Below are 19,346 nucleotides of genomic sequence, written 5' to 3' on the forward strand. Positions count from 1 at the left end.
TTCTATTGACTTTAGTCGTCACAGTTTGATAAAATGACGATGAAACTAAAAATAGCAAAGGATTTAAGCGTACAATGACGGTAAGTTATATCCGACCGGATAAAGATTTTGACGGTGTTTATGAGCAGCTTAAATTGATCAACGGTTATGCCGATCAGAAGGGGATAGCCATCAATGAAGAGATGGTGGATCAGACTTCCCAGAATAAGCGGCTGAGTGAACGTCATGAAGTCGTCCGTTTCTTCCGTTCTCTGGATGGGGATACGTTAATCATTTACGATACATGGACATTAAGCAGTTGTATCGAAGATGTAGTCCAAATGTTTAGTTGTCTCCTCAAAAACAATAATACCCTCCATTTTGTCAAACCGGGCGTGATAATCGACCGCAAAAGTGATACAATGGTCGTTTTAGGTCTTATTGATCAACTCCGCCAGATATTGCAAGACGATGCGAAAAAAGGGATTGGACGTCCGCGAGGATCAAAATCGTCATCAAAATTCGATATTCACTTGGAACAGATTATCGACTTATTGAAGAAACGGCGTAGTGTAAGTGAAATTGCACGGGTGCTGGACGTGAGCCGAAGCTCGCTGAAAGATTATATTGAATCACGTGAGCTAAAAGAGGTCGTAAACGGTGTCATCGGTATCGGAAACGATGAGGATGCGGAAGCAACGGTGATCGGGACGATTCGGTGCCCGATTGATGAATCACAAAAAAGGGAAAATATATGAGCAATGAAACAACCCCGACAGGGAAAGAGTATTTGTCCGGATGGACACCTTGGCGTATCAAACGGTACTGGTTTTACGGTTTGGTAACCATTATATCTCTGGTAATCCCATGGATTACCATTAACGGCAACCACCTTTTCTTGCTGAGTTTTGACAAACTCAAACTCCATTTGATGTTTGTTCAATTTGATATGCAAGAACTTTATTTGATGCCGTTTTTATTAATGATTTTGTTCATCGGGATATTCGGTATTACCGTATTGGGTGGACGGGTTTTTTGCGGATGGATATGTCCCCAAACCATTTTCCGCGTCGTTTACCGTGATTTGATCGAAACGAAACTCTTAGGGCTTCGTAAACGGATTAAAAATAAACAACAAGAGCCGGATTATTCAAAACCGGAAAATAAACTCAAACGCCTTGTCGCAATTTTGCTGTGGACCGGTTTGGCATTTATCGCGGCATCGGATTTAATGTGGTATTTCGTACCGCCGGAAGACTTCTTAGCTTATATCCAAAACCCTGCCGAGCATACGGTTCTGATCGGTTCTATCTTGGGTATCGTCGCTTTTTTAGTTTATGACGTCATCTTCCTGAAAGAGAATTTTTGTGTCTATGTTTGCCCTTATTCACGTATCCAATCGGTTTTGTACGATGATGATACCGTTATGGCGATCTATAATCCAAACCGCGGCGGCGACATCTATAATGAGCATAAAGAAAAAATCTTCACAAAACAAAACGATCTGTTAAGTGTCAATCCAAAAGCGGAATGTACTACCTGCGAAAGCTGTGTGACCGTATGTCCTACCCACATTGATATCCGCAAAGGGCTGCAGCTGGAGTGTATCAACTGTCTAGAATGTGTCGATGCGTGTACCGAAGTCATGGGTAAACTCGGCAAACCAAGCCTAGTCGAATGGTCAAGTGAAAAAGAGACCCTGTTTATGAAAGGAAAAACCCAGTATTTCCGTCCAAAAATTTTAGGGTACATCACCGTATTGGTCGTCGTCAGTATTATTTTGGCAATGATGGGAAGCAAAAAAGAGTATATGCTTCTTAATATCAACAAAGAGAACCGTTTGTACTCCATCCATAACGATGACGGAAAAGTCAAAGTTGAGAATGCATATACGTTCTTACTGCAAAACACATTGAATGAAGACCACGATTACTATTTTGACGTTGTCGCCCCTGCTGGGATGGAAGGCAAAATCAAGATCGAAGAACCGGAAGAAGCCTTTACGGTTAAACCGGGCGTCGTTAAGAAAAAAGTCGTTGTCCTTTACACAGACGAGATCCTCGTGAATGACGAACGTAAAGATACAGTGATTCCTATCACCATTAACGCTTACGCGGTTGATGCAAAAGATAAAGTGGCGGTTACACGTCAATCGACCTTTACTTTCCCACGTGCCGATTTATTAAAAGAAGAAGAGGATTAATCCTCTTCTGGCCATCGTTTCCTCTTTTCCTTTCTAATCAGCCATTTATAGTACAATACCCTCCATGAAAACAGTAGCAATTATCGGCGGCGGTGCGAGCGGACTGATGGCGGGGCTTTTTGCGGCACGCGCCGGTGCAAACGTCACACTCTATGAGCAAAATAACGGTGTCGGTAAAAAGATTTTAGCCTCCGGCAACGGACGGTGCAATATCATCAACACGACATCTTCAGCTGACGATTTTGCAGGGACTGACCCTCATTTTGTCACCTATGCACTCAAACAGCTCAATTTTACTTATTTTGAAAAACTTTGCCTGTCAATGGGGTTGGTTCTTGATATTAAAGAAGACGGACGATGCTATCCTCTCTCCAATGAGGCAAAATCAGTATTGATCGCACTCAAAAGTGCGGCAAGTGATGCGGGCGTCCATATCCGTACCGACAATTCGGTGAGTGACATATCGAAAAAAGATGCCCAATTTATCGTTGAAACACCTACAGATAAAAAATATTTTGATGCGGTACTGATTGCTACAGGCTCCGAAGCGGCACCCCAGCTGGGTGCGTCGGCTGATGGCTATCGATTTGCCGAAAAGTTTGGGCACGAAATTGTCCCGACTTACCCCTCATTGGTGCAGCTTCATTTAAATTCAAAACATCACCATAAAATGGCAGGGGTCAAAACAACGGCCGAAGTAACCCTCATCATCGACGGTAAATCCAAAGAAAAAATCCAAGGGGACATCCTCTTCGCTGCGTACGGTATTTCTGGACTTGCTATCCTCGATATCAGCCAGAAAGCTTCCTATGCCCTCCTCAACAAACAACGTGTCAGTATTTCCCTCAATCTCCTCCCCCGTTATGATCGTCAAAGTCTCATAAATATCGTCGAGAAGCTGTTTGCATCCGTACCTAAGCATGATGTCCATACGGCACTCTGCGGCCTTATGCCTGCCAAAATTGCGACCTATCTTCTCGATGATGCGGGTATAGCACTCTCCGCACCCGTATCTGCGCTCAATCCAAAAGAGATTAAAAAACTCTCCCACCTGATCGGCGAATGGAAATTTGAGGTGAACGGTACTCACGGGTTCAAACATGCCGAAGTGAGCGGCGGCGGCGTATCAACAGCCCAAATCAATAATAAAACAATGGAATCAAAACTGGTAGAGGGTCTCTATTTTGCGGGAGAAGTACTCGATATCGTAGGGAAGCGCGGAGGCTATAATTTTAACTTTGCGTGGGCTAGCGGAATGATTGCGGGAAAAGAGATGGCAAAATAATTTCAACTATTATTTTATTAAGTCCCCGTAATCCAATACAAAGAGCCGTTCCGAAGGCAGTAGTGCCGAGAGGAACGAGCGTTCTTGGATTGCGGTATGATCTTTTGGTACTTTTCTGACTAAACAGAAAAGTACACGAGAGTGATTATTTTTTCCCGTAACGTTTACGGTCAGTCGGATCCAACCAGCGTTTGCGGATACGGATGTTAAGAGGTGTAACTTCGAGAAGCTCATCATCTTCGATCCACTCCAACGCACGCTCAAGGTTCATATCACGCGGCGGAACAAGCTTGATCGCTTCATCCGCACCGGATGAACGGACGTTTGATTGCGCTTTCCCTTTGATAGGGTTAACGTCAAGGTCGTTTGAACGGCTGTGCTCACCGATAATCATCCCTTTGTATACTTTGGTTTGAGGCGCTGTGAAAAGGACACCGCGGTCTTGCAAGTTGAACAATGAGTACGCAAGGGCAACACCGTCTTCCGTCGAGATCAACGCACCGTATTGGCGGCTCTCAACATTCCCGGTATACGGACGGAATTCCAAGAATGAGTGGTTCATAACCCCTTCACCTTTGGTATCGGTCAAGAATTGCCCACGGAAACCGATAAGACCGCGTGCCGGAATTTCGAACTCAACGCGGGTAAAGCCCTCACCCATCGGTACCATCGCTTTCATTTCCGCTTTACGGCGGCCAAGACGCTCGATGATCGTACCTGCGAAATCTGCCGGAAGGTCAACAACAAGGTGCTCGAACGGTTCACATTTGACCCCTTCGATCTCTTTAACGATAACTTCAGGACGTCCGATACCGAACTCAAACCCTTCACGACGCATGTTTTCAGCTAAGATAGTGATTTGAAGCTCACCACGACCGGAAACGATAAATTTACCTTCTCCGACCGTCTCGTAACGCATTGCAACGTTGGTGTTCATCTCTGCATCAAGACGCTCACGGATTTTATTTGCCGTAACGTGTTTACCTTCTTGTCCTGCAAGCGGAGAGTCATTTACCGAGAATACAACGGTCAATGTAGGCTCTTCGATGTGCATAGGATCAAGAGGCATAGGGTTTTGCGGATCACAGATAGTATCTCCGACGTCTACGGTTTCGATACCGGCAACGGCAACGATATCGCCCGCTTCCGCTTCCTGGATCTCCATACGGTTAAGTCCCAAGAATCCGATCAATTTAGAAATTTTCCCTTTGACCATCTCTCCGTCGGCTTTTGCAAGGAGGATATTGTCCCCTTTTGCAATCTTACCGTTGAAGATACGGGCAATACCGATTTTACCGACGTAGTTATCGTAGTCAAGTGTGAAAACTTGCAACTGTGTCGGATTGGCAGCATCACCGGTCGGTTCAGGCACTTTTTCCAAAATGGTGTTAAACATACATGTAAAATCACCGTCAGGATCAGCCATGTCCATTTTTGCGATACCGTCACGCGCTGCAGCGTAAATGATCGGGAAATCGAGTTGATCTTCCGTCGCGTCCATTGCAACGAAAAGGTCGAATACTTCATCGACTACTCGCTCAGGGTCAGCAGATGGTTTATCGATTTTGTTAATAACGACGATCGGTTTGATTCCAAGTCCGAGCATTTTTTTAACAACGAATTTGGTTTGAGGCATAACACCCTCATAAGCATCAACGAGGATCAATGCACCGTCAACCATTTTCAAAACACGCTCAACCTCACCGCCGAAGTCGGCATGGCCCGGAGTATCGATAATGTTAATTTTGTGATCGCCGTAGCGGATCGCAGTATTTTTAGAAAGAATCGTGATCCCGCGCTCTTTTTCAAGGGCATTAGAGTCCATCGCTCTTTCGTTTACTTGTTCGTGTGTTCCGAACGTTCCGGATTGTTTGAGCAATCCGTCAACTAGGGTCGTTTTACCATGGTCAACGTGGGCGATGACGGCAATGTTACGAATTTTTTGCACTGAATATCCTTGTAGGTAGGCAATAATTTTCGCGAATTATATCTTATATAAGGTTAAGGATATGTTAAGGCAAAATCATATTATTACTGTTCCGTTACTATCATTAGTGGAATATTTTTTGCTTTGCTTAACTACTTTAATAATCGAGCGGATACGTACGCTCACTAAGGATCGATTATGATCGTTCAAAGCAAAGAAAATAAATCACAGGGATCACTCGTTGATTTGCTGGGTGGAAATACGAAAAACTCTTCCGCAGCAAAATCAAATGATCTTTTTTCAAAACTTTTGGCTTCTATCGGTATTCAAGGCAAAGGCGATGAAAATAAAATTGTTAAAACAAACGATTTTAAAGCCGTTATTGACCCCAAAAATAAATCGGCAGCGATTCCGACAAGCACCACAGAATTAAAAGCTTCCCAGATGAAAGAGTTGCAAACACTTTTGAGCGGAAAAGAGGGGAAAGAAGCAACACTTGTTTCAACCGAACTGCTCGAAAATATGACAAATGATCAAATGCGCACTCTGATTAATCGGGCTAAAGATTATCTAAAAAATGAGATCAGTGCGAAAAGCCCGGAATATCAGGCTGACCCGAAATCGTTGCCGAAAACATTAGGCGCTCTGGTTAAATTGGCTGAAAAACTTGGGCTTGAACCGCAAAGTATCTCTCTTGCGACCATTGTAAACGAGCCTGAAGAAAAAGCTTCTTTCTCGAATGAACTGCTTTCAAAACCTCTCTTTGAAGCTAAAGCGATTGCCGCACTTCCCGCAACCGTCATGGAAGAGAGTGCTCCGATAGAAGCGATTACACAACTTTTAAGTGAATTAAAAAACAAAGAGCAAAAAAATACCAAGCCGCTTTCAACAGAAACATCTGTGCAAGAAAAATCTGATAAAGCTGAAACACAGCCGTTAACCACGCTTCTTCAAGCCATGGATAAGAAGGAGGAGAAAACAGCTTCGACTTCCGTTTCTGAAAAAGTTGATCCGATAAAAATTGCTTCGACGCCAACAGCAGCGACGAATAAAACCGATGCACTGATTGCCCTTTTAAAAGAGAGTAATGATGCAAAAGAGATAAAATCAGAATCTATAAAAGTGGAAGGGGAATCTTCTAAATCTTTGCATGTCCCTAAAGCCGACTCTTTGGAAGTAAAAGCAAAAGAGGCACAGCAAAGTATGCGCCATTTTGCAAGTGACCTCAAAGAAGCCGTTCAAGAGTACAAACCCCCTTTTACCCGCCTTACGATGAAACTTAATCCCGAAAAACTGGGAGAAGTTGAAGTGACCCTTGTGCAACGGGGCAACAATGTCCACGTCAATATTCAGTCCAATAATGCCAACAGTGTCGCTTTCTTGGCACATAACGCCACCGAACTCAAAGCGCAGCTTGCGTCTCAGGGGATTCAGAACGCAACCATGAACTTTATGTCCGGAGGCGATAGTCAAAATCAGCAAGCAGGGCAACAACAGCAGCAAGGGCAACAGCAGCGTTTCCGTGCGTATGAGTCGTTTGAGGAACTGAACCTCAATGAAGAGCAGATTTCTGCTCTTGAAATTATTATCCCGCATTACGCGTAAACCAAGGAGACTATTATGGCTATTAATGCTTATGGAGCGTACACAACAGATGCCGCATATACAGGTGCGACGACAGCTGCTACAAACGAAGATAAAAGTTCTTTGGGAAAAGATGATTTTCTCAAACTGCTGCTATTGGAACTCAAATATCAAGATCCAACATCTCCGATGGATAGTGAGAAAATTTTGTCCCAAACGTCACAGCTGGCTACGCTTGAATCGACAGAAAACACGAACAAAGCCCTTGAAACGCTAGCGGCTTCACTCACTTCATCAATGCAGTATTCCGGCATATCCGCAATCGGTAAAATGGCCGATACGGGGAGCAACGCGATTGTCAAAGAAAAAGATACGAGTGCAACGTTTGAAATATACTTTCCGGAGAAGGTAGCAAGCGGAAAAGTGAACATTCTCGATAGCGCCGGCAAGGTTCTTCGAAGCATCGAAATTGCTGAAACTGCAGCCGGGACAGCCCAATACAAATGGGATGGAAAAGATAACGGCGGAACGCTTTTGGAGGAGGGGATTTACTATGTTGAGTCAACGTATACCAAAACCGACGGGACGAGTGCTACCGCGCGCGTCGGACGTTATCCGATCGAATCGATTAAATTTGAGGGCGGTACTACCTATGCGAAGCTCGGATCCAGTTATGTCGATTTCAGTACGATTAAAGAAATTACGAACTGAGGCTGATGATGACACAGGGATATTATACGGGAATTTCAGGTATCCAAGCCAACCAGTACGGGTTGGATGTCATTGCAGATAATTTAGCAAATACCAATACGGTCGGTTTTCGCGGCTCGTCTACCGAATTCGCCTCTTTATTTAGTGAAAAGCTTGTCAGTTCCGGTTCTGCCCCGACTTATGATGAAATCGGTGCGGGGACAAGGTTGCAAGCGACAACAATGAATACGCAAAACGGATCGCTGCTCAACACGGACAGATTTAATGATTTAGCTATCAACGGAAACGGATGGTTCGGGGTAGTTTCTGGCCAAGATCGTTATTTTACCCGTGCGGGAAATTTCGTTCTGGACGAATACCAAAAAACCGATGGAGCCGCCAACTCTTCCGTCGGCCGTCTTACTACGACGGAGGGGATGTATGTGACGGGGACGATGCTAAATAATTTCGCCTATGATTCACAATACAATTACTCGGCAAAATCGGATGTCACTGATACCGGAGCCTTTAAAATCACCGCTTCATTAAATACGGTTCCTCTTACCGATGCAAATGAACAGGGGCCGATTGAGCTGCCTACACGATTGGCATATCCGACAGAGCCTACGACTAGCACAAAATTTTACGGTAATCTCGGTACGGATGTCGCCGAACGCACCATGAGTGCCAATGCCATCAGCCCCTCTAATGATCAAAACCGTATCAAGCTTGTTTTCACCCAAAGTGCGGTTCAGCCGGATCAGGGAGTCAGTTGGGATGTTGTCGCTACCGCTTCTTCCAATGACGGAACTGTGCTTTACGATACCCAGTACGGAACGGCTGTATTTAACGAAGGGGGTGGTTTGGAATCGTTTAGCCTGCCGACGATTAATAATGACGGAGCACCTGTGAGTGTTGATCTTGGCAGCGCATTCGGCGGTGTGATCTCCAGCGCAGGACCTACCATATCGGCTTCATCGCAATCTGACGGTATTTCCGGAGGGACTCTCAATAAATACAGTATCAATTCGGACGGGATTATCGTTGCCGATTTTTCTAACGGAAAACAAAGTACCATCGGCCGAATTGCAGTGTATCATTTTCAGAATGACCAAGGGTTAACCCGCTCGGGAAGCACTCTCTTTTCCCAAAGCGATAACAGCGGCAATCCGATGTTTTGGACCGATGCGAACGGAGAAGCGGTAACCGGAACAACGATAAGCAGCGGTCATCTGGAAAACTCGAATGTTCGCATGGAAGTTGGGCTTACCGATATGATCGTTATGCAGCGCGCTTATCAGGCGAATGCCAAAACGGTGACAACGGTGGATGAAATGATCCAAAAAGCACTCTCGATGAGAAAATAATTTTGGAATATTTTTTGCTTACTAATTTGACTTTGTCATAAAAAGGACATACTATGTTACGATCACTCTTCGCAGGTGTAACCGGGCTTCAAGCCCATCAGATAGCGATGGACGTTGAATCCAACAATATCGCTAATGTTAACACGATCGGATATAAATATTCTCGTGCAAATTTTTCCGATTTGTTGGCGCAAACCAGTCAAATCGCAACCGCTCCTCAGGGAGACATCGGAGGGAAAAACGCCGTACAGGTCGGGTTAGGAACAACGATCAGTTCCGTTACGCGGATTATGACGCAGGGTTCGATTCAAAATACCGATAAAAATACGGACGTCGCCATTCAAGGGGACGGTTTCTTTATCGTCAGTTCCGATGCGGGGAGCACCTATAAGTACAGCCGTTCAGGGGATTTCAAATTTGATGCGGCCGGAAATTTTGTAGACAATAACGGATTTGTCGTCCAAGGATGGGTTCGTGACGAGGCGACCGGTAAAGTCGATTCTACCGCGCCTATCTCAAATATTAACATCCCGCCCGGATTAACGACACCTGCGAACGCTACGGCCGATGTCGTCCTCAAAGCCAATCTCGATTCTGGGGAAACGGTAGAGACGTTTAATGCGACGAATTCGATGGATTCTTATAATCTGGAATATGCGTCAAACTACGCTGTATGGCAGGCCGCCGGATTTGTTCCCGCTGTAGGGGGGGCATTGCCGGCACCGCCTAATGCAGCGACACAGGCTCTTTGGTACAGCGCCTACACGACACGCAATGCCAATACCAATAGCGCCGAAAATATGAATGTTATGTTTAACGAGCAAGGGCAGTCTCTCACTATGCAGCCCAATCAGGGGGTCTGGGTCAGCTATAAAGACTCCGTCACTACCATTCCTATGGTCTCAGCTGCAGGTGCTTTTACCTTTACGTTAAACGGGACTACTATCAGCGGTACAACGAGCGGGGTAACTTTAGCAGATGATGCCGCGACTGTTCAGCAAGCGATCAATGCTCAAACGGCAAATACGGGGGTTTCGGCGACGGTAGTCGGCAGTAATCTCGTATTAACCAACGACAACTCCCGTGATAGTGACGGGAGTGCCACAAAAAATATCGTTATCACCGGATCAAATGCCGGTGCACTTGCTTTAGGATTCACGAATCAATCGGTTATTACAGCCTATAAATATACGTATACGACCAATGCCGCGGATGCGACGCCTCTCATCAATTCCTATGCGGTACCGACTACCTCTGTGCCGCCTGCGGATAGCAACTTTACGACGACAGAGCAACTGCGATTGCTGATGGAGACCCATGCGCAGTATGTTTCCGGATCCGATCCTGCTGGAACCGTTGCACCTGCGGGGGTTAATTTTGCCACGGGTATTAAAATTATTATTAACGATCGCGGGCAATTTGAAGTCAGCAATCTAAGTGATGGCGATGCCAATCAGGAAAACTTGAAGCTGCAGGTAACCGGATATTCTGACCCTGCGGCCAATGTCACGAAAAATGAGCGTTTTACCGCATTAATGCAATCGATTAACGGAACGGTTGTCGAAGGGAGCACGGGAATTCGGCTCTCCCAAAGTATGAATGCGGCGACGCATTCGGCCAGTATCGATGTCTACGATTCTCTGGGGAGTAAACATACCCTGAAAATGGATTTTCGCAAAACGTCGGTGGATGTGGTCTCCGGTTCGACATGGAGCATGAAACTCTCGGTTCCGGAACCGGGTGAAATTAATACCATTGCTCCGATCAACGAATTTAACGGACAAGTACGTTTCGGCCCAGACGGAGCACTCTCCTCGTACACGCCGACGAATATCACCTATACGGCAAATAACGGTTCGTCGCCGAACCAAACGATTAATATTAAATTGGGAACGGCGAATGCCTTTGACGGTGTTACGAGCTTTGACGCCACCTCCGGCACCAGCGGTATCAGTCAAGACGGTTTCCCGGGGGGAGATTTGGTCGGTATCCGAATCGACCAAAGCGGTACGCTTGTCGGGTCTTTCTCTAACGGGCGTTCGTTCGGACTTGCGCAGATGGGGATGGCAAAATTTACCAATAACGAGGGGCTGGTGAGTGATGGCGGAAACGTCTATTTGCAATCGGCAAACTCGGGTGATCCGATTATCGGTACGGCGGCAACGGCAGGGCGCGGTTTTATGCAGTCATCGTCGCTTGAAGCATCAAACGTCGACTTGTCCAAATCGCTAACGCAGCTTATTATTATTCAACGTGGCTATCAAGCCAACGGTAAAACGATTACCACTTCCGATACTCTTCTCGAAACTCTTCTGGGAATCAAACGCTAATATCATTTTTCTTGAACGCCAAAGGGATTTTATCCCTTTGGCTACGCTAGCCGCTATGGCACATGAAGCGAAGGGGAAAGCCAAACGAAGTGCAGGCAAACGATTGCCTCTTTGAGGCAGATTTTATTAATTTTCGAAGTTTTTTGAGGAAAAGGATTCCGGCGATAAGGATGAACGCCGGAACTTTGAAACTTAAGGAGTGAGAATGATGAATGAGAAAACGTTACCCAAGACTTGCTGCTGTCGTTTGGGATATCAGCATTATGAATCAACTTGGTAAACAAACAGTAATATAGCTATACTTTCGTTATGAGATGGCGAACATTAAAACAAACAAACAAAATAAAAACTCCCGTTAAACCGAAAATCGACTATGCTCCCTTTTGGTCCCGTGCTGCAGGATTTGCGACCGATATTTTTATGATCGGACTGCCTATATCACTTATTACGATGATGATGTTCGGTTACGATCAGATGCACACCGCCGGCGGATTGGACGTGTTAGTCCACGATCCGAAAGCGCAGACCAATCCGCCTAATCCGATAGCATCGCTGCTGCAAATCGCTCTTTTTCTCATTACCTACGTTTGGTTTTGGCATAAAAGCGGTCAAACGCCCGGGAAAAAGCTCGCCCGTATCCGTGTAGTGGATGCCAAGACCATGGACAATGCCTCGTATTGGAAACTCTCCCTCCGTTTTATCGGTTATTTTTTTTCCTTCATTACCCTAGTGGGATTTTTTATCGGGCTGTTGCGCAAAGACAAACGTGCTTTGCATGATCTCATCAGCGGCACCGCCGTTATACGCGTCCCCTAACGTGGCTGTTTTAATCGCCTCTTTTTATTTCTTCTATTTTGCCCTGATCGGGGTACACATTATTTTTGTCCCGAAAATTCTCTCCGAGGTGGGCTACTCCCCTATGGAGATCGGAATCATTTTCGCCTCCGCGCCGCTTGTTCGGTTTGCGATCCCGTTTTTATTTTTAAAAGGGCTAAGGCTAAGCCGCAAAACCTTTTTTACCGCACTTGCCTTGATGGGGCTTAGCGCTGCCGGTTTTTACGGTGCGCTGGAGCATTTTTGGCCGCTGCTGATCGTCAATATCTTTTTTGGTATCGGCATCGCCTTGATCCTCCCCTATATCGAGGTGATTGCGCTGGAGCAAATCGGAAGGGAACGCTACGGCCGTATCCGTCTTTTCGGTTCGCTTGGGTTTATTGCCGTTTCTCTTGTACTGGTTCGTTTTTTGAGTACTCCGTATATCGGTATCGGATTTTTGATCGCAATGGCTCTGATTACCCTCATATTCGGAGCTATAATCGGAAAACATCCCCATTCGGACTCCTCAAGCGATTGCGGATCGGGTGATGAACTTTGTCTCTTTTCGATCCGTAACCATATACCTCTGTGGATCGGATTTTTCCTGATGCAGGTGAGTTTCGGTCCGTTTTATAATTTTTTTACAATCTACACTACGGCACACGGTATTTCATTGGACACGACCGTGTGGCTTTGGAGCTTTGGGGTCATTGCCGAAATTTTGATGTTTTATTTCCAAGGGCCGCTTTTGCGGGGAAATTTGGAACGTCTTTTACAATTAACCGCTTTGATTACCGCATTACGATGGACAATTGTTGCCCTCTTTCCCGATTCGACACCGCTGCTTTTTGCATCGCAAAGTCTGCATGCCTTTAGTTTCGCCCTCTTTCATACAACGGCCATTACGCTGCTTTTTGAACTTTACAGTGCCAGACGCCTCTCTCAGCAATTTTTCTTCGGAATTTCATACGGATTGGGAGGATTTATCGGAGCGATCGGAGCGGGGGCTCTCTATCAGTATACCCCTTCTCTCTTATTCATCGGAGGCGCAATTGGCGCTTTGGGAGCTGCCTTGGCATTTAGATTGGATAAAAAACTTCGTTTTTAAGATTTCCTAGTCTTCTTGTTTTACATGCGTAACCATTTGAGGAAACGGAATCGATATGCCGTTTTTATCAAACTCCAGCTTTACCGCTTCGGTCATCTCAAACATACCGTCCCAATAATGCTCTACCGCTACCCACGGACGGGCGAAAATTTGTACCGAATTCTGGGCTAGTGCACCTACCGCGACAACGGGAGCAGGATCTGCCAAAACTTTCGGGTTGGAAATGAGAACATTCATGATCACCTCTTTGGCCAATTTCAGGTCATCTTTGTAATCGATATCGAAGACCATATCGATCCGGCGTTTCTCATTTCCGGTATAGTTGATAATGTTCCCGGCGATAAGGGCTCCGTTGGGGATAATGATCGAGCGGTTATCTGCCGTTGTCAACGTCGTCGAAAAGAGGTTAATGGCCTTGACCGTTCCCATCACCCCTGAGACTTCGATAAAATCGCCTACTTTGAAAGGGCGGAAGAAGATAATCAAAACGGCTGCACCGACATTCGCTAATGTATCCTTCAGCGCAAGCCCGATCGCAAGACCGGCGGCACCGAAAACCGCTACAAATGAGGTCGTGTTAATACCGATATTGCTTGCCGCCGCAACAATCAAGGCGATCATCAGCGCTACATACAGGGCATTTGCCGAAAACGATATCAACGTCTCATCCACACGGGACTTCTCCATCGCTTTACGCATCAATACAATTATTTTTCGTATAATCCATCTTCCGATAAAGAAAATGGCAAGTGCGCCTAAAATTTTTACTCCATAGTCGGTTGCATACTCAAGGGCACGCTCCGTATAATATTCCATTTTCTGCAGCATCAGATTCCCCTTTTAGCGGTATTGAACAATCTGTTTCAGTTCAAGCCGTTTTTGCTCGCTTTGCGGATTCACCCGATATCCGAATGCACATATCACGGCGACACTGTGTCCGTACTCAAGATCCAAAATCGCTTCGACCGACTCTTTGTCAAACCCCTCAATCGGACAACTGTCTATTTTGAGAGTTGCCGCATAGGTCATCATATTGGACATGGCGATATAACACTGTTTGGCCGTCCAGTTTTCCAGCAAGACCTCATCGCACTCAATCGGTTCAAGATAGTTTTTATAAACACCCATATAGGTGTCCACTGCATCCTGAGGAAGACCTCGTCGCTCAAACATTTTCCGTACATAAGGGGTACCGCTTCGTACCGTATCGTTGTCCGTAGTAAACACGACCAATTCAGAACACTCTGTAATCTGATTTTGGTTCCAGCAGGCACTTTTAAGCGCTTTGCGCAGGGCGGGTTTGCGGACGACGATCAATCTCCACGGCTCCATCCCAAACGATGAGGGAGACATTCGGGCGACTTCCAGAAGAGCGTCAAACTCCTCTTGAGGAATCTGTTTTTCGATATCAAATTTTTTGCAGGCGTGGCGAAACGCCATCGCTTCGGTGAATTCAGACATTCTTTGCCTTTTTATTATATTAACGCCAGCAGAACAACACCCAAAGGGCACGTGAGTTCCGCTTGGCTACGCTAACGCTGTGTTCGGCTCAGCGCGGCACTCGCGCACAGCATGCCGTGCTTTTTTTCTAGTAGCTTTGCTATTTTAACGTAGAGTTCTTTATGGGGGGTAACAAGATTTTCCAAAAGAGAAAAATATTTCAGATAGGTTTGCCATGCCTTCGCCGAAGCTTCTTTCCGCCCTCGCTTTGCCAATTCGAAACTGACTGCGGCATTAATAAACCCTTTCCAAAGCCGCACTTCATTATTATCTTCAAAACGTCTCGGATACCACAAGGGTTCCAAGTCTTCGTGCGCATCGTAATAACGCCCTTCACTGATGGAGAGGACAAACGCCTCACACGACTCTGTTATACCCGTAGGTTCCGTCGCCAATACCCTCTCCCTCCCCTCAGACTGATACATACATGATTCGGAAACTTCGCTCTAAACTCTTTCAGTCGCTCTTTGGATGATTTTCCCGTGTCACAGTAGAAAACGAAGACGCTCCCTTCCGGCTCGTTTTTAAGCAGCGGAGGTGCGTACAGGGTCGTCTCAATCCCATCGATCGGACTTAGAATCGTATCGATCAGCAGCACTTTTATTCCTTGCGATTCTAACGCCTGTTTGTTATGAAGAAACTCTTCTTGCGTCCATTCATCGACACTCAAATCGACCATCGGTTTTTCCTACACTATTTTTTTGAGAGTTTAGCAAAGCTATAAAGGCTTTAGCCTTAGGATTTTAGGCTACACTTACGCTATGGCAAAGAAAAAGAAAAAAATGATCAAACTCAATCAATCCATCCGCCATTTTTTCGGTGATGAAGGATTTGACGAAGGGATAGAACGGGTTCCGACCGATGTGCTCGTTGCCCTGGCCCATACGCTGGGCGTATTTAACGGAACGACCGATAAAACCGGTTTAATCAAAACGTTTCGTCGCATATGGTCGGAAGGGGAGAGCGACAATCGTGAGATGATCGTCTCTTTTTTCAAACACGAGGGGAAAATCTACCCCAATCCGAAACCCAAAGAGAAACCGCACGAGCGGGAAGAAAAAATCAACGAGATGCTGGAAGGTTTTGACATCACACCCGAAGAGCGCCGGGCATTGCATGCTTCGTTTATCGATATACGTACCCGAAAAATTACCCCCGAGAAAATAGCCTCCAAGTTGGAGCACATCCGCTATACACGAAAGCGCGAGCAGCTCGAAAAAGCGTTAGAGGGAAAATTCAATTTCGACGATTCACTGGAGTATTATGCTTCGATCACTTATCACATCGATACCGAAATATTTACGAAAATTCATATCCTTAAAACCGCTCCGCTGAATGAAAAACGGCTCCATGAAGAGAGCATCGAGGTATTGGTTCCGGAGATTACCGAACTAAAAACGGCACTAACAACTCAAAAACAGGAACAAACCAATCTGTTTTTATCCTCGCTTAATTTATCCGATCACCGCTATCTAACCAAAGAGCAAATTATCGCTTCGCTTAAAAGTGCTCCCCCCTCTACACAAACCTACGGTACCCTCAGTGTAGAGATTTTACGCGATGTTTTGGCGCGACATCTGCACACTCCTCTTACCTCGGTTACTAACGATGATTTGATTGTTGAGATTGACAAACAGCTTCATCTGCCGCATCGGATCGAACCGCTGGAATATACGCTGTCGCTTCATTTGGATATTCATGAGCTGAGCCGACAAATCTGGAATGAAGAAGAGCTTACCATTACAACGATGGTAGAAGAACAAAGTATTCAGGAAGAGCGGATTTTTTTGCAAGAACTTGAGCACCTCGTCGAAGAGTGCCGCACCCGCTCAAAACTTTTAGAGATCGATGACGAATCGCTTTATGAGATCGTGTATGAACTATTGCTCCCTTATCTTACTCTGACGCCGCATATCAGTTCTAAAACCTCTCGACGGGTACTGTTCGCCTATGATCAGCGAATTGCGGGGGAACTGCTCAAACGTCAGCGCCAAGCGCTCCTTGCCCGAACGGTTCGCGATTTTAAAAACCTTTTCCCTCTGGCACGCTCGCTTCGACGACGCCTTATTTTCCACACGGGACCGACGAACAGCGGTAAAACCTATACGGCGTTTCAGCAGCTGAAAAAGGCGGGGACGGGATACTATCTTGCCCCATTGCGTTTGTTAGCGCTGGAGGGATATGAGAACCTTAGAGAACAGGGGGTCAGTGCATCGTTGATTACCGGAGAAGAACAGCTCCTCGATGAAGACGCAACCCACATCAGCTCCACCATCGAGATGCTCAGTTTTGAGAGCGAAGTCGACTGCTGCGTTATCGATGAGGTTCAGATGATCGATGACCGGGACCGCGGATGGGCATGGGCGAATGCTATTATCGGTGCCCCTGCCAAAACCGTCATCATGACGGGATCACCGAATGCAAAAGAGGCGATTATCGCATTGGCCGAATATCTGGGCGAGCCGCTGGAGATAATCGAATTCGAACGTAAAAATCCATTGGAACTTTTGAAATCACCGACGCCGATCACCGCGATTGAGCCGAAAACCGCCGTTATCGCGTTTACCCGTTCCAACGCTCTTCGTTTGAAACAGCAGCTTTCAAAAACGTATCGGACCAGTGTTATCTACGGAAATCTTAGCCCTGAAGTACGCCGGGAAGAGGCGCGCCGTTTCCGCGAGGGTGAGACTGATATTCTAGTCGCCACCGATGCGATCAGCATGGGGCTGAATTTGCCGATCAAAACACTGCTGTTTTCCAAAGCGGACAAATTTGACGGCCAGAACCAGCGCAATCTCACCGCTACCGAAGTGCGGCAGATTTCGGGCAGGGCAGGGCGCTACGGACTGAGTGAGAAGGGATATGTCGGGGCTCTCACCGCCGATGTTCTTAAAACGATCAGTTCCCTTTTTACCAAAGCGATCGAACCGATTGTATTGCCGTTTAACGTGATGGCCAACTTTGATCACATCATGCTCGTTTCCAATATTTTGGAAGAAAAATCTCTCTCAAATATCGTCGATTTCTTTGTCCGGAACATGAAATTCGAAGGGCCGTTCCGTGCAGCGAATCTCGAATCGATGCAGGAAGCTTCCGCTATCGTAGACCGCTACGATCTGGATATGCGGACCAAATACACCCTTGCGACCGCACCCCTTTCAACCTCATCGCCTTTGGTTATGGCGGCATTTGAACGCTATGTCAGGGCACTAGAGCAGAAAAAACCGATCGCCTATATTCCCCCGCAGCGTTTGGGACTTCATGCACTATCGATGGAAGAGCTTCAAGAAGCGGAAGATCGGATCAAAGAGATCAGTCTCTATTTATGGCTTTCATATCGTTTGGGAGAATTTTTTGTTGATGCGGAGAAAGCGCGGACATTTCGGGGAGAACTCAACCGATTTATCGAAAATTCTCTTCAACAAAGCCATTTTGTCCCCCGCTGTAAAACCTGCGGAAAACCACTCGCACCGAATGCTGAATTTTCGATTTGTCAAAGCTGTTTTAATAACCTGAACCGTTCCAAAGCTCAACAAGCACGCTCTAATCCTGCAGAGAAAAAGTACTCTTCAAAGCGCCGTTAGAGCATCACTATGCTGCTGCATTTTGATAAATGAGTCAACCAGCACCATATCCAGATGATGCTGCATCGTTTTTTTCATTAACAGCAGCGTATCGTAGGAACTCATCCTCTCTTTATAGGAACGTTGTGTAGAAAGGGCGTCAAATACATCACAGACTGCAATAATACGGGCAAAAAGCGTTATGCTGTTTCCCATAAGCCCGTCGGGATAGCCGCTCCCGTCAAGTTTTTCATGATGGTGGCGAATCCCGTCTAAAATCCGATTATCGCGAATTCCTATTTTTAAAGCGATTGTATGGCCATAGAGAGGATGATGTTTCATTTCATCAAATTCATCCTCAGTCAACCGCCCTTTTTTGTTCGTTATTTTCGGATCGACTCTGCTTTTTCCCAAATCATGAAGCAAGGCTGACATCCCAAGTTCCTGAAGGGTTATGGAATTTAGTTCCAAATACGATCCAAGACTCAGAGAATAGATGCAAACGTTAATCGAATGGGTATGGGTATAGTAATCGTACGCGGTAATTTTAATCATCGATTCGATTGCATGCGTATCGCTGAAAATCGTATTGACGAATGTATTGACTACTTTTTTGGTTTTAGGGACATTTTCAAGCTCTTCGGGATTTTCAAACATTTCGTCCAAAATAACCGATGCCTGACGATAAATTATGGCTGCTTTTTTTATAACAGGAATATGTTCGTTTCGTGCAACCGCCTGCGCGATTTTATCGACAAAAATATTGTATGCCTCAAGATCGGATTGACGAACATAGATTGCATGCCGGCTATCAATTTCTATTTTTATATCCGAATTGATAGGGATGTGCTTTGACAACAATAAGGTTTTTTCCGTGAGTTTTCCCTCTGCCATGAAGAGATCAAACTCCAGTACGTCACCGATGTCCAAAAGCCATTTTTCAATCTCTACGTACATGATATTTGGTCTTTCATCATGCCGTCGAACAATGCGT

16 protein-coding genes are annotated in these 19,346 nt (G+C 45.8%); 10 read left to right on the forward strand and 6 right to left on the reverse strand.

The window, feature by feature from the left end; all coding sequences use genetic code 11:
- Positions 1-74 precede the first annotated feature (74 nt).
- From SULKU_RS00250 to SULKU_RS00260, 3 genes are all read left to right on the forward strand, one after another.
- Positions 75-737, forward strand: a complete 663-nt coding sequence (locus SULKU_RS00250; RefSeq protein ID WP_013458916.1) for a hypothetical protein — start codon at positions 75-77, stop codon at positions 735-737.
- On the forward strand, positions 734-2,182 hold the full coding sequence (ccoG, locus tag SULKU_RS00255; protein WP_013458917.1) for a cytochrome c oxidase accessory protein CcoG: 1,449 nt from the start codon (positions 734-736) through the stop codon (positions 2,180-2,182). The genes SULKU_RS00250 and ccoG overlap by 4 nt, the downstream gene beginning before the upstream one ends.
- 64 nt (positions 2,183-2,246) lie before the next feature.
- Positions 2,247-3,467: a BaiN/RdsA family NAD(P)/FAD-dependent oxidoreductase gene (locus SULKU_RS00260; protein WP_013458918.1), complete on the forward strand. Its 1,221-nt coding sequence runs from the start codon at positions 2,247-2,249 to the stop codon at positions 3,465-3,467.
- Between the two features lie 145 nt (positions 3,468-3,612).
- On the opposite strand, the gene typA is transcribed toward SULKU_RS00260, so the two are convergent.
- Complete coding sequence (typA, locus tag SULKU_RS00265) at positions 3,613-5,415, reverse strand: translational GTPase TypA (protein ID WP_013458919.1); 1,803 nt, start codon at positions 5,413-5,415, stop codon at positions 3,613-3,615.
- A gap of 177 nt (positions 5,416-5,592) precedes the next feature.
- Between typA and SULKU_RS00270 the strand changes: the two genes are divergently transcribed.
- The 6 genes from SULKU_RS00270 to SULKU_RS00295 all read left to right on the forward strand — a co-directional run bounded on the left by SULKU_RS00270 (position 5,593) and on the right by SULKU_RS00295 (position 13,289).
- Positions 5,593-6,999, forward strand: coding sequence for a flagellar hook-length control protein FliK (locus tag SULKU_RS00270; protein WP_013458920.1), 1,407 nt, complete (start codon positions 5,593-5,595; stop codon positions 6,997-6,999).
- A 15-nt stretch (positions 7,000-7,014) separates the two neighbouring features.
- Positions 7,015-7,689, forward strand: a complete 675-nt coding sequence (locus tag SULKU_RS00275; protein WP_013458921.1) for a flagellar hook capping FlgD N-terminal domain-containing protein — start codon at positions 7,015-7,017, stop codon at positions 7,687-7,689.
- Between the two features lie 5 nt (positions 7,690-7,694).
- Positions 7,695-9,035 (forward strand): flagellar hook protein FlgE, encoded by a 1,341-nt coding sequence (locus SULKU_RS00280; protein WP_041666695.1) that lies wholly within the window; start codon positions 7,695-7,697, stop codon positions 9,033-9,035.
- Positions 9,036-9,088: 53 nt separating this feature from the next.
- Positions 9,089-11,365, forward strand: coding sequence for a flagellar hook protein FlgE (gene flgE, locus SULKU_RS00285; RefSeq protein ID WP_013458923.1), 2,277 nt, complete (start codon positions 9,089-9,091; stop codon positions 11,363-11,365).
- Positions 11,366-11,674: 309 nt separating this feature from the next.
- The gene (locus SULKU_RS14155) at positions 11,675-12,181 is read left to right on the forward strand and encodes an RDD family protein (RefSeq protein ID WP_013458924.1); all 507 of its coding nucleotides are present in this window, start codon (positions 11,675-11,677) and stop codon (positions 12,179-12,181) included.
- On the forward strand, positions 12,141-13,289 hold the full coding sequence (locus SULKU_RS00295; protein WP_013458925.1) for an MFS transporter: 1,149 nt from the start codon (positions 12,141-12,143) through the stop codon (positions 13,287-13,289). Before SULKU_RS14155 ends, SULKU_RS00295 begins: the two co-directional genes overlap by 41 nt.
- 6 nt (positions 13,290-13,295) lie before the next feature.
- Here the strand turns inward: SULKU_RS00295 and SULKU_RS00300 are convergent, their stop codons facing one another.
- From SULKU_RS00300 to SULKU_RS00315, 4 genes are all read right to left on the reverse strand, one after another.
- A complete protein-coding gene (locus SULKU_RS00300; protein ID WP_013458926.1) occupies positions 13,296-14,117 on the reverse strand; it encodes a mechanosensitive ion channel family protein in 822 nt (273 codons plus the stop codon).
- 12 nt (positions 14,118-14,129) lie between these two features.
- Positions 14,130-14,750 carry an NAD(P)H-dependent oxidoreductase gene (locus SULKU_RS00305; protein ID WP_013458927.1) on the reverse strand — a complete coding sequence of 207 codons (621 nt, stop codon included), beginning with the start codon at positions 14,748-14,750 and terminating at the stop codon, positions 14,130-14,132.
- Between the two features lie 71 nt (positions 14,751-14,821).
- Positions 14,822-15,184, reverse strand: coding sequence for a DUF309 domain-containing protein (locus SULKU_RS00310; protein WP_013458928.1), 363 nt, complete (start codon positions 15,182-15,184; stop codon positions 14,822-14,824).
- The gene (locus tag SULKU_RS00315; RefSeq protein WP_013458929.1) at positions 15,160-15,468 is read right to left on the reverse strand and encodes a type 1 periplasmic-binding domain-containing protein; all 309 of its coding nucleotides are present in this window, start codon (positions 15,466-15,468) and stop codon (positions 15,160-15,162) included. Before SULKU_RS00315 ends, SULKU_RS00310 begins: the two co-directional genes overlap by 25 nt.
- 82 nt (positions 15,469-15,550) lie before the next feature.
- Here SULKU_RS00315 and SULKU_RS00320 point away from each other — a divergent pair, with 82 nt between their 5' ends.
- Positions 15,551-18,373: a helicase-related protein gene (locus tag SULKU_RS00320; RefSeq protein ID WP_013458930.1), complete on the forward strand. Its 2,823-nt coding sequence runs from the start codon at positions 15,551-15,553 to the stop codon at positions 18,371-18,373.
- Here the strand turns inward: SULKU_RS00320 and SULKU_RS00325 are convergent.
- The gene (locus SULKU_RS00325; RefSeq protein ID WP_041666697.1) at positions 18,359-19,309 is read right to left on the reverse strand and encodes an HD-GYP domain-containing protein; all 951 of its coding nucleotides are present in this window, start codon (positions 19,307-19,309) and stop codon (positions 18,359-18,361) included. The two genes, SULKU_RS00320 and SULKU_RS00325, sit on opposite strands and share 15 nt — an antisense overlap.
- Between the last annotated feature and the right edge of the window lie 37 nt (positions 19,310-19,346).

Source organism: Sulfuricurvum kujiense DSM 16994 (assembly GCF_000183725.1).
GTDB lineage: Bacteria > Campylobacterota > Campylobacteria > Campylobacterales > Sulfurimonadaceae > Sulfuricurvum > Sulfuricurvum kujiense.